We start from the raw sequence: 14,247 nt of genomic DNA on the forward strand, positions 1-14,247 counted from the left end.
GGCGGCGACCACCATGCAGATCACCCTGGACGACCTCGTCTTCGACGTCGCCGTCGACGGACCGCTCGACGGCGAACCGGTCCTGCTGCTCCACGGCTTCCCGCACAACAAGGAGTCCTGGACCGAGACCGCCCCCCTGCTCCACGCGGCCGGGCTGCGCACCATCGCCCCCGACCAGCGCGGCTACTCGCCCGGCGCCCGCCCCGCGGACGTCGACGCGTACCGGCTGCCGCACCTGGCCGCCGACGCGCTCGGCATCCTCGACCGCCTCGGCGTCGAGACCGCCCACGTCGTCGGACACGACTGGGGCGCCGCCGTCGCCTGGTACCTGGCCGCGAAGCGGCCCGACCGGGTGCGCACCCTGACGGCCCTCGCCATCCCCCACCTGGACGCCTACCAGTACGCGTACCGCGTCGACGAGGAGCAGCAGCGCAGCTCCCAGTACGTGAGGTTCCTCGTGTCGGACGGCGCCGCCGGGCACTTCCTCGCGGACGGTGCCGCGCAGCTCCACGCCTGGTTCACCCAGGCCGGCGAGGGCGTCCTGACGGACGCGCAGATCACGCGGTACGTGACGACCCACACGCGCCCCGGCACCCTCGACGCGGCCCTCAACTGGTACCGCGCCAACGACCTGCTCGGTGACCCGCTCGACTTCGGCCCGGTCACCGTGCCCACCACGTTCGTCTACAGCCGCACCGACACGGCCGTCAGCGAACTGGCCGTCGAGCGCACCGCCCGGCACGTCACCGGCCCCTACCGGCTGGTGACCCTGGACGAGACCTCGCACTGGCAGCCGCAGCAGGACCCCACCACCATCGCCGCAGAGATCACCGCCCGCGTGCGCACCCACGGCACGGCCGAACCCGCGCCCGCGGCGCCCCCCGCGACGTACTGAACCATCAGGCAGAAGAAGGGACCCCCTCACTCATGTCCTCCAACACCGCACCCGCGGCGGAGCTGCGGGCCGGACCACGCGAGTGGCTCGGACTGCTGGTGCTGCTGCTCCCGGTCACGCTGATGACAGCCGACCTGGGCGTGCTGTGGCTGGCCACCCCGTACCTCGCGGCCGACCTCCAGCCCAGCAGCTCCCAGCTGCTGTGGACCACCGACATCTACGGCTTCATGACCGTCGCCTTCCTGGTGGTCATGGGCACGCTCGGAGACCGGCTCGGCCGGCGCCGGCTGCTGATCCTCGGCTCCCTCGGCGTGATCGCCTCCTCGCTGCTCGCCGCCTACGCGACCAGCCCCGAGGTGCTCATCGTCGCCCGCGGCCTCCTCGGCGTGGCCGGCGCCGCCGTCCTGCCGTCCACCCTCTCCCTGATCAGCCACATGTTCGCCGACGCCAAGCAGCGCGCCACGGCGATCGCCATGTGGGTGACCTCCCTCTCGGTCGGCATCGCGATCGGCCCCGTCATCGGCGGCGTCCTGCTGGACGTCTGGTGGTGGGGCTCGGTGTTCCTCATGGGCGTGCCGGTCATGCTGGTGCCGCTGCTCCTGGCGCCCGTGCTGCTGCCCGAGTACCGCGACCCGAAGCCGGGACGCATGGACCTCGCCAGCGTCGTGCTGTTCCTCGCCGCGATGCTGCCGATCGTCTACGCCGTGAAGAAGTTCGCCGAGGACGGCTGGTCCACCGTCAACCTGGTGGCCATCGTCGCCGGCGTCGTCCTCGCGGTGGTGTTCGTCCGCCGGCAGAACGGCCTCGAGACACCCCTGCTCGACATGCGCCTGTTCCGCGGCCGCGCCTTCACCGGCGCGCTGCTGACCCTGCTGTTCGGCATGATGGCGCTCAACGGCGTCGAGTACCTGGTGCCCCAGTACCTGCTGGTGGCGGGCGGACTGAGCCCGCTGGCGGCCGGTCTGTGGCTGCTGCCCGGCGCGGTGGGCCTCATCGTCGGCTCCCAGCTGACCCCCGTGCTCGCCAAGCGGATGCGCCCGGCGTACGTCATCACCGCCGGCCTGCTCGTCACCCTGGCCGGCTTCGCCCTGACCGCCGCCGCCGACGGGGACAAGGCCGGTGTCGTACCGGCCTCGATCGGCCTGGCGGTCGTCATGTTCGGTGTCGCCCCGATCAGCGTCCTCGGCACGGCCCTCGCCGTCGGCTCGGCGCCGCCGGAGAAGGCCGGTGCCGCCGCCGCGACCGGGCAGACCGCCTACGACCTGGGCCTCGCCCTGGGCATCGCGGTCACCGGCAGCGTCGCCGTCGCCGTCTACCGCGGCGACGTCGCCGAGTCCGCCCCGGCCGGCATCCCGGCCTCGGCCGCCGAGGCCGCCCGCGACTCGGTGGGCGGTGCCACCGCCGCCGCGGAGTCGCTCCCGGCGGAGCAGGCGGGCCAGCTCGTCGCCGCCGCGCGGGACGCCTTCACCGCCGGCTTCCACATGACGGCCTGGGTCAGCGCCGGGCTCGCGGTGCTGACGGCCGTCATCGTCCTCGCCCTGCTCCGGCAGATCCCGGCGATCGGCGCCGAGGCCGCCCCCGAGGCCGCCGAGGCCGCACCGGAGTCCGCCGAGGTCCCGGACGAGGCCGCCGCGCAGGCCGGCGCGGGGGCCCCCGCGGGTGCCCGCGAAGAGACCGTCACCACGGCCTGAAGGGGCGTCAGATGACCGAGAACACCACCCCGCACGCCGCGGGATCGGAGTACGCCGAGCCGTTCCTGCTCGAGGTACTCGCCTCCGGCGGCCTCGACGCCGAGTACGTACGCGGCGAGCGCAACACCCTCTACCTGCGCGGCGAGAACGGGGACGAGATCCCCGTGGTCGACTTCGTCGGCGGCTACGGCTCGCTGATGCTCGGGCACAACCACCCCGAGATCAACGCGTACGCCAAGGAGCTGCTCGACGGCGGGACCCCCGTCCACGCGCAGTTCTCCCGCCACCCGTACGCCAACGACGTGGCGGCCGCGCTCAACCGCATCATCCAGCGGGAGCGCGGCGACGACGAGTCGTACTACGCCATCTTCGCCAACAGCGGCGCCGAGGCGAACGAGGCGGCCATGAAGCACGCCGAGCTCGACCGCGGCCTGCGCGTGGCGGCGCTGGCCGAGGAGATCGACGGTCACCTCGCGGAGGTGACCGCGCGGGTCGCCGACGGCACCGCCGTCCTGCCCGCCGGGCTCGCAGACTCCGCGGAGGAGCTGGCCGCCGAGGTACGCCGCCGCAACGAGGCGCAGTTCACCCGGCAGCCGCTGTTCCTGGTGCCCGAGGGCGGCTTCCACGGCAAGCTCGCGGGCAGCGTCCAGCTGACCCACAACGAGGTCTACCGGCTGCCGTTCCGGGCGCTGGCCGCGCAGGCGCGGTTCGTGCCGCGTGACCAGCCGGGGGCGCTGCGCAAGATCGTCCAGGAGGAGCGCGCCACGGTCCTCGACCTGGCGGTCGAGGGCGGCGAGGTCCAGCTCGTCGAGCGGGACTTCCCGCTGTTCACGGCGTTCGTGCTGGAGCCGGTCCTCGGCGAGGGCGGCATCCACGAGCTGACCCCCGCGTTCGCGGAGGAGGTCCAGCAGGTGTGCGCCGAGACCGGCATTCCGCTCGTCATCGACGAGATCCAGACCGGCATGGGCCGCACCGGAACCTTCCTCGCCGCCACGCGGCTCGGCCTGAAGGGCGACTACTACACCCTCGCCAAGAGCCTCGGCGGCGGTATCGCCAAGGCCGCGGTGATGCTGGTCCGCAGGCCGCTGTACCGGGGCCAGTTCGAGCTGGCCCACAGCTCGACCTTCGCCAAGGACAGCTTCTCCTGCCTCGTCGCGCTGAAGGTGCTGGAGCTCATGGAGGCGGACGGCGGGGCCGTCTACCGCACGGCCGCCGAGCGCGGGGAGCGGCTGCTCGCCATGCTGCGGTCCGTCCGGGACGACTTCCCCGAGGTCGTCAAGGACGTCCGCGGGCGCGGGCTGATGCTCGGGCTGGAGTTCCACGACCAGTCGGGGGCGGCGGCCGAGCCGCTGCGGCAGGTGGCGCTGAGCGGGTTCTTCGGCTACTTCGTGGCCGGGCACCTGCTGCGCGCGCACCGCGTCCGCGTCTTCCCGACGTCCAGCGCCGTCAACACCCTGCGCTTCGAGCCGTCCGTGTACCTCACGGACGAGGAGATCGGCCGGCTGGAGACGGGGCTGCGGGACGTGTGCGCCGTCATCCGCGACACCGATGGCGCCGCCCTCGCCCCGCAGTGAGGCACCGTCCTCGCCGCGCGGTGATCCATTAACAGACCGTCCGGTCTGGTTTCGAGTGGCGTAGATCACCCAGCCGCCACGTCGCCACCGCATCACCTCGCCTCTCGGCTCCCGGTTCCCGGGGGTCGGCGGCACTCCCGGAGGGCCCGGACTTTTTCTCAGTCCGGGCCCTCTGGCCTGCTGTTTTGATGCGACGTCAACGGCGGTGCTGAGCTGGCGAGGGCGTCGGGGCGTGTCGTCCGCATAGTCGGTCGGTGTATGTCTCTTTGACAAACCGGACTGCTGGTTTGTAATCTCCGGGTCAAGTGGCAGAGCCCATCGGCTCGGACGTGGGGGAGACATGCGCTTTCGGATGCTGGGACCGCTCGAAGTCACATCGGACGACGTACCGGTCCCCCTCGGGGGGACGAAGCAGCGCGCGACCCTGGGCTATCTGCTGCTCCAGGCCAATCAGGTCGTCCCCACCAGCCGCCTCCTGTCGGCCCTCTGGGGCGCCGACAACGCTCCCGCGACCGCCCGCAAGATCCTGCAGAACGCGGTCTGGAGCCTGCGGGGCCTGCTGGGGACACACGCCCCGGCCGGGGGGTCCTCCGCGGAACTCGTCACCCGCGTACCGGGCTACATGATCTGCGTCGAACCCGACCGGGTCGACCTCCACCTCTTCCGCATGTGGGTCGCGCAGGGCCGCGCCAAGCTGGCCGCCGGCTCCCCGGACGAGGCCCTGGCCCTGCTGTGCCGCGCGCTGGAGCTGTGGCGCGGCCCGGTCCTCGCCGACCTTGTCGAGATCGGCATCATGTGGCCCGAGCTGACGGCCGTGCAGAACGCCCGCCTCGACGTCCTGGAGGACTACTTCGAGGCCCGGCTGAGCTGCGGCCAGCACTACGCCGTCATCGGCGAGATCGAGGCCACCGTGGAGGCGGAGCCGCTGCGCGAGCGCAGCTCCGGCCAGCTGATGCTCGCCCTGTACCGGTGCGGCAGACAGGCCGACGCCCTCGGGGTCTACAACCGCATCCGGGCCACCCTCATCGAGGACCTCGGCCTGGAGCCGGGGCACGAACTGCGCCGCCTGCAGCAGGCGATCCTCGCCCAGGATCCCGCCCTCGACCTCCTGGACGTCCCGGTGTTCGGCGGCGGTACCGCCCTCGGCGCAGGCCCGGCCGCCGCCGACGGAGGCGCCGCGCCATGGGCGGAGAGGCACCGTCCGCTCACCAGGGTGTCACCCGCCGCGCCCGCCCGGGACCACGGCAGGACCGTGCCGCCCGCCACCCGGCCCGGCGCGCAGCCCGCCACCCCGGCCGGCCCGGTCGCGGCCGCCGCCACGGCCACCGCCAGGCCCCGCCCCCTGACCGGCGCCCCGGGCCTTTCCGGCGCCGCTGGTGCGGCCGCCCGGCAGGGCCGTGTCAACGGCGGTCCGCCCGCCCAGCTCACCGAACGGCCCGCCCCCGGCCGGCCCGCCCCGGCCCGCGCCGTGCCCCCGCCGCACGGTCCGCGCCCCGGCTCCGCCGCGGCCCGTACGGCCGCAGCCGCCCGGCCGGTCGCGGCACGCCGCCCGGTCCCCGGGCAGGGCACCGGGCTGGTGACGGAGCGTCAGCGCCTGAGCGTCCTCCTCGCCCGCACCCGGGTCCCCGGACCCCTGCCGGGCGGCGGCCTCACGGCGTACCCCGAAGAGCTCATGGACGAGCTGCTGGAGTGCGCCAGCGCCACCGCCCAGCGGCAGATCGAACGGTTCGGCGGCGAGCCCGTCGCCACGATAGGTCCGGTCACCCTGGGTGTCTTCCGCACCGAGAGCGACGACGGCGCCGCCCTGCGGGCCGTCCGCGCCGCCGCGGCCCTGCGCGAGGCGCTGGCCGCACCCGGCGGCGCCGGCGCGTACCCGGCCCGTCCGCAGTCGCGCCGCGGCGTCGTCCTGCACGCCTCCGTCGCCACCGGTCAGGCGCTCGTCCGCTTCCACCCGGGGGAGGCCCTGCCGCCCTCCGTCAACGGCGCCCTTCTGGACCTCTGCCAGGGCCTGCTGAGCACCGCCCCCGCCGGCACCATCCAGGTCTGCGACACCACCCGCGCGGCCACCGCGTCGGCCGTCGCCTACACCCCCGTGGAAGGACAGCCGCGCACCTGGCGCGCCGTCGACGTCCTCGCCCACAGCCGCGCGGCCCGCGCCCGCGCGATGTGAACGGCCCGCCGGGGCGCCGGCCGAGCCGGCGTTCCGGCATTTCAAACGGGCCACACAAATGGAATTGGCCAGGGGTTACCCGACGGTGGGAACTGGCCTATAACGTTCGGCGCCATTGGGGCTGAACGTCATGAAACCCATGCCACCTCCGCGTGAGGAACGGCTGTGGTTGTCGAGTTCCGTACCCATGCGGTTCGAACCCACACCCCCACAGCGAAATCCGCAATTCCCGGAATCACATCCTCACGGAGGTACCTCGCAATGACCGGACTTTCCCGCCGGGTGTTCCTGCGAAACAGCGCGGTAGCCGGCGGCGCCGCCGCCCTGGCCCTCCCGGCCATCGGCGGCTGGGCGGGCGAGGCGTACGCCGACACGCCCACCCCGGCCGAGGCCGTGGCCGGCGAGGCGCTCGTCAAGGTCACGCCCGACGACCCGCGCTACGCCTCGCTCGTCACCGGTGCCAACGGCCGCTGGATCGGCACGCCGGCCTACGTCCTCGTGGCCAAGACGGCCGACCAGGTCGTCCAGGCCGTGCAGGAGACCCTCGACCAGGGCCTGCGCTTCACCGTGCGCAGCGCCGGCCACTGCTACGAGGACTTCAGCACCAACCCGGAGATACGCGTCCTCATCGACGTCTCCGCCATGACGGCCATCGGCTACGACTCCACGCGCCGTGCGTTCGCCATCGAGCCCGGCGCCCGGCTCGGCTCCGTCTACGAGACGCTCTACACCAACTGGGGCGTCACCCTGCCGGGCGGCACCTGCCCGTCCGTCGCCGTGGGCGGACACGTCCCCGGCGGCGGTTACGGCCCGCTGGCCCGCTCGCACGGCGTCACCGTCGACCACCTGGCCGCCATCGAGATCGTCGTCGTCGGCGCCGACCGCAAGGCCCGCAAGGTCGTCGCCACCTGTGCCCAGGACGACCCCCACCGCGAGCTGTGGTGGGCCCACACCGGCGCGGGCGGCGGCAACTACGGCATCGTCACCCGCTACTGGTTCCGTACCCCGGGCGCGACCGGCGCCGACCCGGCCGCGCTTCTGCCCCAGGCCCCCCGGGAGCTGATCCTCTCCGAGGTCGCCTTCTCCTGGACCGGCATGACCGAGGCCGCGTTCAGCAGGCTGCTCTACAACTTCTCGGCGTGGCACGCGGCGAACCAGTCGCCCACCGCTCCGTACGCCAAGCTCTTCAGCGCCATCAAGCCGCGGCACCGCTCGGCCGGCGAGTTCCTGATGACCACCCAGATCGACTCGGCCGTGCCGGACGCCGACAAGCTCCTCGACGACTACCTCGCCGCGATCGTCGCCGGCACCGGCCTGACGTACCGCGTCGACACCCGCAAGCGCGTCGACTGGCTGTACAACGTGCTCAACTGGCCGGGTCTCGGCGGCAGCGGCTTCGAGGGCAAGGGCCGCTTCAAGGCCAAGTCCGCCTACCTGCGCAAGCCGTTCCCCGCGGCCCAGCTCAAGGCGTTCTGGAAGCACCTGAACCGCACCGACTACAACAACCCGGCCGCCCTCGTGGAGATCGCCGGTTACGGCGCCAGGGCCAACCAGCTCGCGTCCAGCGCCACGGCCACCGCCCAGCGCGACTCCATCATCAAGATGCTCTTCATCGACCTGTGGGCCACCGAGGCCGAGGACGCCCAGAACATCGCCTGGGTGCGGGAGTTCTACCGGGACGTCCACGCCGCGACCGGCGGCGTCCCGCGGCCCGGCGGCGTCAACGACGGCGCGTTCATCAACTACGCCGACTCCGACCTGGCCGACCCGGCGCTCAACACCTCCGGCGTCCACTGGGGCACGCTCTACTTCAAGGACGGCTACAGCCGCCTCCAGACGGCCAAGCGCACCTGGGACCCCCACAACCTCTTCCGCCACGCGCTCAGCATCAAGCCCTGACCCCACGGCCTCCGGCTGACAGAGCGGGCCTTCGGACGGCGAGGCGAACCCTCGGCGATCCGGAGGCCCGCTCCGGCGTTCACCGGCCGCCCGCGGGCCCCTCGCACACGGGAAGGGGCATACGAAGGAGCCGCCCCCTCCCCTCTCTGCGAGGGGGAGGGGGCGGCTGGCTTCCGCGTGCGGGACGGAAGAAGGCCCCTCTGTGCCGAACCGGTCAGATGCCCAGGCCGGAACCCCCGCTCGCGTCGATGTTCTGGCCGGTCACCCAGCGGGCGTCGTCCGAGGCGAGGAAGGACACCACGTCGGCGACGTCCTCGGGCTGGCCGACCCGGTTGAACACCGAGAAGCCGGCGGCGTGGGCCTTGGCGGCCGGGTCGGCCATCCACGGGTGGATGTCCGTCTCGATGGTGCCCGGCGACACCGCGTTGACGGTGATGCCGCGGGAGCCCAGGGTCTGGGCCAGCGTCAGCGTCAGGACCTCCAGGGCGCCCTTGGTGGCCGCGTAGGAGGTCATGCCCGGGAAGGCCACCTTGGTGACACCGGAGGAGATGTTGATGATGCGGCCGCCGTCACGCAGCCGCTCCAGGCCCTTCTGGATGATGAAGAACGGGGCCTTGGCGTTGACCGCGAACACGCGGTCGTAGTCCTCCTCGGAGACCTCGTGGATGAGGCCCGGGCCGGCGACGCCCGCGTTGTTCACCAGGATGTCCAGGCCCGGGGTGTCCGCGTACTGGCCGATGCGGGCGTCGAACTCCGCCCACAGGGCGGCGGCGTCACCCGGGACACCGAGCTCCGAGCGGAAGGCGAAGGCGCGGCCGCCGTCGGCCTCGATCGCGGTCACCGTCTCCTTGGCGGCGGCCTCGTCGCTCGAGTAGGTCAGCGCGACCAGCGCGCCCTCCTTCGCCAGCCGCTTGGCGATGGCACGCCCAATGCCCCGGCTGCCACCGGTGACCAAAGCCGTCTTGTTCGTGAGGGCAGTCATGCAGGGAACTCCCAATTCTCTCGACCGTGGCGACCTCTGATGCCAGGGCCGCGAATGCGATCGTCCTCCGGTGCCCTCACCCGCCGCCCATTCCCGGCCCATCGCCCGGTCTGCGCGCGCGATCGCGGAATTAGTCTCCGGCCATGACCTACGAACCCGTTCTCGTGATCGGCGGCACCGGAAAGACCGGGAGCCGCGTCGTACGGCAGCTCACCGAGCGCGGCGTGCCGGTGCGCTCCGCGTCCCGCAACGCCGAGCACCGCTTCGACTGGCTGGACGAGTCCACCTGGGGCCCCGCCCTCGACGGCGTCCGCGGCGTCTACATCGTCCAGCTCGACGGCGCCAACAGGACCGGCGCGTTCGTCGAGGCGGCGGCCCGCGCCGGGGTGGAGCGCCTCGTCCTGCTGTCCGCGCGCGGCGTGGACACCCCCGGCTACTACGGCTCCGCCGCCGAGACCAGCGAGGACTTCCTCGCCGGCGAGGCCGCCGTCCGGAACAGCGGCCTGGACTGGACGGTGCTGCGACCCGGCTGGTTCGCCCAGAACTTCAGCGAGGGCTTCTTCAACGACGGCATCCTGGCCGGGGAGTTGCGCCTCCCCGCCGGTGACGGCGCCGCCAGCTGGATCGACGTCGAGGACATCGCCGCCGTCGCCGTCGCCGCCCTCACCGAGAAGGGCCACGCCGGCCGTACGTACGAGCTGTCCGGGCCCGCGCCCGTGACCCTCGCCGAGGTCCTGGAACTGATCCGGGAGGCCACCGGCCGTACCGTCCGCTACACGCCGCTCACCGCCGACGAGTTCGTCGCCGAGCTCGTCGGGCAGGGCGTCGCCAAGCCGGACGCGGAGCTGTGGGCCGCGGCCATGTACCCGATCGCCCAGGGCTTCGAGCGGAAGGTGTCGGACGGCGTACGCGAGGCCCTCGGCCGCGAGCCGCGCGCCTTCGCCGCCTACGCGGCCGACGCCGCGGCGGCCGGAGCCTGGCGCGCCTGACGCGCCGGGGGAGCGGCCGCCCCCGCCCGGCACCCGGCGCACCGGGCGGGGCGCGGCCGCCTCGCACGGTCGCCCCCGCCACGTGGGGCCCGACGGCGGTTCAAGGCAACCTCAAGAAGACCTGTAGCGGAATTTCCCACTATGAGTGGTATGCCGTGGCGCACGCCCGGTGCACGGTGTTCCGCGCCGCCCGGCGCGTCGACGAGAACCACCTTCCCCCGCATCTGGAAAGGACAGGCATGAGCATCCTTGAGGAACAGCCGCCCAGCCCCTCGCCCGCGTCGATGGCCGGGCGGGTGGCGGAACTGGCGGACCTGCGCGAGCAGGTGCTGGCCGGCCCCAGCGCGCAGGCCACCGAGGCGCAGAAGAAGAAGGGCAAGCTCACCGTCCGCGAGCGGCTGGAACTGCTCTTCGACAAGGGCACGTTCAGCGAGACCGAGCCGTTCCGCCGGCACCGCGCCACGGGCTTCGGCCTGGAGGCGCGGAAGCCGTACAGCGACGGCGTGGTGACCGGCTGGGGCCTCGTCGACGGCCGCACCGTCTTCGCGTACGCCCACGACTTCCGCATCTTCGGCGGCGCGCTCGGCGAGGCGCACGCCCAGAAGATCCACAAGCTGATGGACCTCGCGGAGAAGGCCGGCGCCCCCATCGTCGGCCTCTGCGACGGCGCGGGCGCCCGTATCCAGGAGGGCGTCACCGCCCTCGCCGGCTACGGCGGCATCTTCCAGCGCAACGTCCGCAACTCCGGTGTCATCCCGCAGATCAGCGTCATCATGGGCCCCTGCGCGGGCGGCGCCGCGTACTCCCCGGCGCTCACCGACTTCGTCTTCATGGTGCGCGGCACCTCGCAGATGTTCATCACCGGCCCCGACGTGGTGCAGGCGGTGACCGGCGAGCAGATCACCCAGGACGACCTGGGCGGTGCCGACGTCCACGCCGGCACCTCCGGCGTGGCCCACTTCGCGTACGACGACGAGGAGCACTGCCTGGAGGACGTGCGCCACCTGCTGTCGTACCTGCCGTCCAACAACCGCGAGCTGCCCCCGTCGGAGCTGGCCGACGACCCCGCGGACCGGCGCAACGAGTCGCTGCTCGACCTCGTGCCCGCCGACCCGAACCGGGCCTACGACATGCACGCCGTCATCGAGGAGATCGTCGACCACGGCGACTACTTCGAGGTGCACGGACGCTGGGCGCCCAACATCATCTGCGCGCTCGCGCGGCTCGGCGGCCAGGTCGTCGGCATCGTCGCCAACCAGCCGCAGACGCTGGCCGGCGTCCTCGACATCGAGTCCTCGGAGAAGGCCGCGCGCTTCGTCCAGATGTGCGACGCCTTCAACATCCCGCTGGTGAGCCTCGTCGACGTGCCCGGCTTCCTGCCCGGCGTCGACCAGGAGCACGGCGGCGTCATCCGGCACGGCGCCAAGCTGCTGTACGCGTACTGCAACGCCACCGTGCCGCGCATCTCCCTGGTGCTGCGCAAGGCGTACGGCGGCGCCTACATCGTGATGGACTCCCGCTCCATCGGTACGGACATCGCGCTGGCCTGGCCCACCAACGAGATCGCCGTGATGGGCGCCGAGGGCGCGGCGAACGTGGTGTTCCGCCGCGAGATCGCCGCGTCCGACGACCCCGACGCCACCCGCGCGGCCCGTATCGAGGAGTACCGCCGGGAGCTCATGCACCCCTACTACGCCGCGGAGCGTGGTCTGGTCGACGACGTCATCGACCCCGCCGACACCCGTTCCGCGCTCATCGGCGCGCTGGCCATGCTGCGCGACAAGCACGCGCCGCTGCCCACGCGCAAGCACGGCAACCAGCCCCAGTGACGCCGGACGACCGGCCGGCCCGAGGAGGAACCATGGCGGTACGAGCGGTGAGCGCGGTGAGTGATCTGCCGGAGGAGGCCACGAGCCAGGTGTGGCGCATCACGGGCGGGTCGCCCACCGCCGAGGAGGTGGCCGCGGTGGCGGCGGTCCTGTCGGCGGTGCTGGCGGCCCGCGCGGAAGAGGCGGCCCGCGAGGCCCGGGAACGCGACGGCGCCCGCCGCCGCAACGGAGCCCCCTGGCTCCCGTCGGCGGCCCGCCGCAGGGCGGCCACCTCCTGGGCCGCGGCTCCCGCCCCGACCTGGCGCGACGCGGCCTGACGCACACGGGCCGCCGCCGACAGGGCGGCATCACCACAGCAGCGGAGCCGTACCCCGCGGACAGGGGGTACGGCTCCGCTGCTGTGGTGATGTGCCCGGCGGGCCTCAGACGGGCTCCGGGACCGGCGGCCCCTCGCCGCCCTCCGCCCGTACCCGGTCCGCCAGTTGCTCCGACGCCAGCCGCGGCAGGAGCAGCCGCCACAGGCCGGTGGACGTGTGCCGGTCCCACCAGCGCGGGTCCGTCCGGCCCAGCGCCTCCAGGCCGACGGTGGCCGCGGCGACGACCGTCGTGGCGTCCTCGGGCCGCACGCCGTCGGCGAGCGCGCCCCGGCGGGCCGCGAGGGACAAGCCCTCGTCCACCCAGTCCACCCAGTACTGCCGCAGGTCCGAGCGGCTCTTCCAGGTGGCGTCCGCGCTCAGCCCGAAGCCGGCCCGCAGGATCACGTCCTGTCGGAGCCGTGCCACGAGGGCGTGCGAGGTGTCCACCAGGGTCTGCAGGCCGCCGCCCACGTCCCCGTGCTCGCTCCAGGGGGCGGCGATGCCGCGCAGGACCGCCATCGCCTCGACTTCGACCTCCTCCGCCAAGGCGCCCTTGTTGACGAAGTGGAAGTGCAGTGCACCGTTGCTCACACCTGCGCGGCGGCTGATCGACGTGAGGGAGGACGGGGCGAATCCCTCCTGGTCGAACACCTCGGCGGCGGAACGAATCAGCGCTTGGCGCGTACGGGCCGCCCGCTCCTGTTTCGTCATGTCGTGCTCCGTGGTCACAGTGGTCGGGCTGAAAGGGGCGCGAAAAGCCAGTGTAGGAAACCGCACAGGCGGTTTGTTAGTTCGACGGTAACCTGGCTGGAACCCCGTGGTTCGATGCGTACAAATCGCCGCTCAGCTAAGCGGAAACCGTCGTACCGGTCATGCCCCGCTCATCATGTGGTCACTCCGCGGTCTGCCGCCGGCCGATCTCATGTGACGCACAAGCGCTGTGCCGGAGGCTTGCCCAGGTCTCCCCGGGTGAGCCCTCATCCGGGCGAGTGACAGAGCGGTGAGGGGAGCACGATATGGCCAGCGACTGGTTCCGGCGATTCGGCGCGGAGGCGCCCGGTGGCGGGGTACGCCTCGTCTGCTTCCCACACGCCGGTGGTGCCGCCAGCGCGTACCTCGGCCTCCAGCGGGAACTGACCCCGGACCTCGACGTCCTGGCCGTCCAGTACCCCGGCCGGCAGGACCGCCGCGCGGAGCCGCCCGTCGACGACATCGGCCGCCTCGTCCAGGCCCTCGCCGGCGAGGTGGAGCGCGAACTCGCCCCCGGCGCGGCCGCGGCGGACGCGCCCCGCCCGTACGCGTTCTTCGGCCACAGCATGGGCGCCGTCCTCGCCTACGAACTCGCCAGGGAACTGGAAGGGCGCGGAGTACCCGGGCCCTGCCACCTGTTCCTGTCGGGCCGGTTCGCGCCCACCCCGCAGGGCGACGACACCGACCGGCTCGACACCGACGAGAAGATCCTCGCGATGATCCGCCGCCTCGGCGGCACGGTCGGCGCCGTGTTCGACGACCCCGACGTGCTGGAGATGGTGATGCCCCCGCTCCGCGCCGACTACCGGGCCATCGGCACCTACACCTGGCGCCCCGGCCCGCCGCTCGACACGCCGCTGACCGTCCTCGTCGGCGACCGCGACCCGGTGGTGCCCGTCGACGCCGCCGTCGGCTGGTGCGCACACACGACGGCGCCCGCACAGATGAAGGTGCTGACGGGCGGGCACTTCTACCTCGACCAGCGCACCGCCGAAGTGGCCGGCATCGTGCGGGACGCCCTCGTACGGCAGGCCACATCGACGGGAGGCCCTGTTCCCCTCTGATGGGTCCGCAGTGGGCACCCCGGCGAACAATCGGAAACGGACGCCCGG

The 14,247-nt window shown here is 73.0% G+C and carries 11 protein-coding genes; 9 read left to right on the forward strand and 2 right to left on the reverse strand.

Annotated elements, in window-relative coordinates; genetic code table 11:
* Nucleotides 1-13 precede the first annotated feature (13 nt).
* The 5 genes from AB0A69_RS21935 (at nucleotide 14) to AB0A69_RS21955 (ending at nucleotide 8,229) form a co-directional block, all read left to right on the forward strand.
* Complete coding sequence (locus AB0A69_RS21935; RefSeq protein WP_361424369.1) at nucleotides 14-895, forward strand: alpha/beta hydrolase; 882 nt, start codon at nucleotides 14-16, stop codon at nucleotides 893-895.
* 32 nt (nucleotides 896-927) lie between these two features.
* A complete protein-coding gene (locus tag AB0A69_RS21940) occupies nucleotides 928-2,586 on the forward strand; it encodes an MFS transporter (RefSeq protein WP_361424372.1) in 1,659 nt (552 codons plus the stop codon).
* 11 nt (nucleotides 2,587-2,597) lie between these two features.
* Nucleotides 2,598-4,160: an aminotransferase class III-fold pyridoxal phosphate-dependent enzyme gene (locus tag AB0A69_RS21945; protein ID WP_361424375.1), complete on the forward strand. Its 1,563-nt coding sequence runs from the start codon at nucleotides 2,598-2,600 to the stop codon at nucleotides 4,158-4,160.
* A gap of 340 nt (nucleotides 4,161-4,500) precedes the next feature.
* Nucleotides 4,501-6,330 (forward strand): AfsR/SARP family transcriptional regulator, encoded by a 1,830-nt coding sequence (locus tag AB0A69_RS21950; protein WP_361424378.1) that lies wholly within the window; start codon nucleotides 4,501-4,503, stop codon nucleotides 6,328-6,330.
* A 261-nt stretch (nucleotides 6,331-6,591) separates the two neighbouring features.
* A complete protein-coding gene (locus AB0A69_RS21955; protein WP_361424381.1) occupies nucleotides 6,592-8,229 on the forward strand; it encodes an FAD-binding protein in 1,638 nt (545 codons plus the stop codon).
* Nucleotides 8,230-8,443: 214 nt separating this feature from the next.
* Here AB0A69_RS21955 and AB0A69_RS21960 read toward each other — a convergent pair whose 3' ends face one another.
* Nucleotides 8,444-9,211: an SDR family oxidoreductase gene (locus AB0A69_RS21960; protein ID WP_361424384.1), complete on the reverse strand. Its 768-nt coding sequence runs from the start codon at nucleotides 9,209-9,211 to the stop codon at nucleotides 8,444-8,446.
* 143 nt (nucleotides 9,212-9,354) lie between these two features.
* Here AB0A69_RS21960 and AB0A69_RS21965 point away from each other — a divergent pair, with 143 nt between their 5' ends.
* From AB0A69_RS21965 to AB0A69_RS21975, 3 genes are all read left to right on the forward strand, one after another.
* Nucleotides 9,355-10,200, forward strand: coding sequence for an NAD(P)H-binding protein (locus AB0A69_RS21965; protein WP_361424387.1), 846 nt, complete (start codon nucleotides 9,355-9,357; stop codon nucleotides 10,198-10,200).
* Between the two features lie 239 nt (nucleotides 10,201-10,439).
* Nucleotides 10,440-12,029 carry an acyl-CoA carboxylase subunit beta gene (locus AB0A69_RS21970; protein ID WP_361424390.1) on the forward strand — a complete coding sequence of 530 codons (1,590 nt, stop codon included), beginning with the start codon at nucleotides 10,440-10,442 and terminating at the stop codon, nucleotides 12,027-12,029.
* A 32-nt stretch (nucleotides 12,030-12,061) separates the two neighbouring features.
* Nucleotides 12,062-12,346 carry a hypothetical protein gene (locus AB0A69_RS21975; protein WP_361424393.1) on the forward strand — a complete coding sequence of 95 codons (285 nt, stop codon included), beginning with the start codon at nucleotides 12,062-12,064 and terminating at the stop codon, nucleotides 12,344-12,346.
* Between the two features lie 105 nt (nucleotides 12,347-12,451).
* On the opposite strand, the gene AB0A69_RS21980 is transcribed toward AB0A69_RS21975, so the two are convergent.
* Entirely contained in the window at nucleotides 12,452-13,096 is a 645-nt protein-coding gene (locus AB0A69_RS21980; RefSeq protein ID WP_361424396.1) for a ScbR family autoregulator-binding transcription factor, read from the reverse strand.
* Between the two features lie 305 nt (nucleotides 13,097-13,401).
* Between AB0A69_RS21980 and AB0A69_RS21985 the strand changes: the two genes are divergently transcribed.
* A complete protein-coding gene (locus tag AB0A69_RS21985; RefSeq protein WP_361424399.1) occupies nucleotides 13,402-14,199 on the forward strand; it encodes an alpha/beta fold hydrolase in 798 nt (265 codons plus the stop codon).
* Nucleotides 14,200-14,247: the final 48 nt, after the last annotated feature.

The sequence above is a fragment of the Streptomyces sp. NPDC045431 genome (genome assembly GCF_040646655.1).
Lineage (GTDB): Bacteria > Actinomycetota > Actinomycetes > Streptomycetales > Streptomycetaceae > Streptomyces.

Coding starts and splice junctions, on each gene's coding strand:
- AB0A69_RS21970 (WP_361424390.1), top strand. CDS start 10,440: ATGAGCATCCTTGAGGAACAGCCGCCCAGCCCCTCGCCCGCGTCGATG.
- AB0A69_RS21965 (WP_361424387.1), top strand. CDS start 9,355: ATGACCTACGAACCCGTTCTCGTGATCGGCGGCACCGGAAAGACCGGG.
- AB0A69_RS21960 (WP_361424384.1), bottom strand. CDS start 9,211: ATGACTGCCCTCACGAACAAGACGGCTTTGGTCACCGGTGGCAGCCGG.
- AB0A69_RS21975 (WP_361424393.1), top strand. CDS start 12,062: ATGGCGGTACGAGCGGTGAGCGCGGTGAGTGATCTGCCGGAGGAGGCC.
- AB0A69_RS21940 (WP_361424372.1), top strand. CDS start 928: ATGTCCTCCAACACCGCACCCGCGGCGGAGCTGCGGGCCGGACCACGC.
- AB0A69_RS21955 (WP_361424381.1), top strand. CDS start 6,592: ATGACCGGACTTTCCCGCCGGGTGTTCCTGCGAAACAGCGCGGTAGCC.
- AB0A69_RS21945 (WP_361424375.1), top strand. CDS start 2,598: ATGACCGAGAACACCACCCCGCACGCCGCGGGATCGGAGTACGCCGAG.
- AB0A69_RS21935 (WP_361424369.1), top strand. CDS start 14: ATGCAGATCACCCTGGACGACCTCGTCTTCGACGTCGCCGTCGACGGA.
- AB0A69_RS21950 (WP_361424378.1), top strand. CDS start 4,501: ATGCGCTTTCGGATGCTGGGACCGCTCGAAGTCACATCGGACGACGTA.
- AB0A69_RS21985 (WP_361424399.1), top strand. CDS start 13,402: ATGGCCAGCGACTGGTTCCGGCGATTCGGCGCGGAGGCGCCCGGTGGC.
- AB0A69_RS21980 (WP_361424396.1), bottom strand. CDS start 13,096: ATGACGAAACAGGAGCGGGCGGCCCGTACGCGCCAAGCGCTGATTCGT.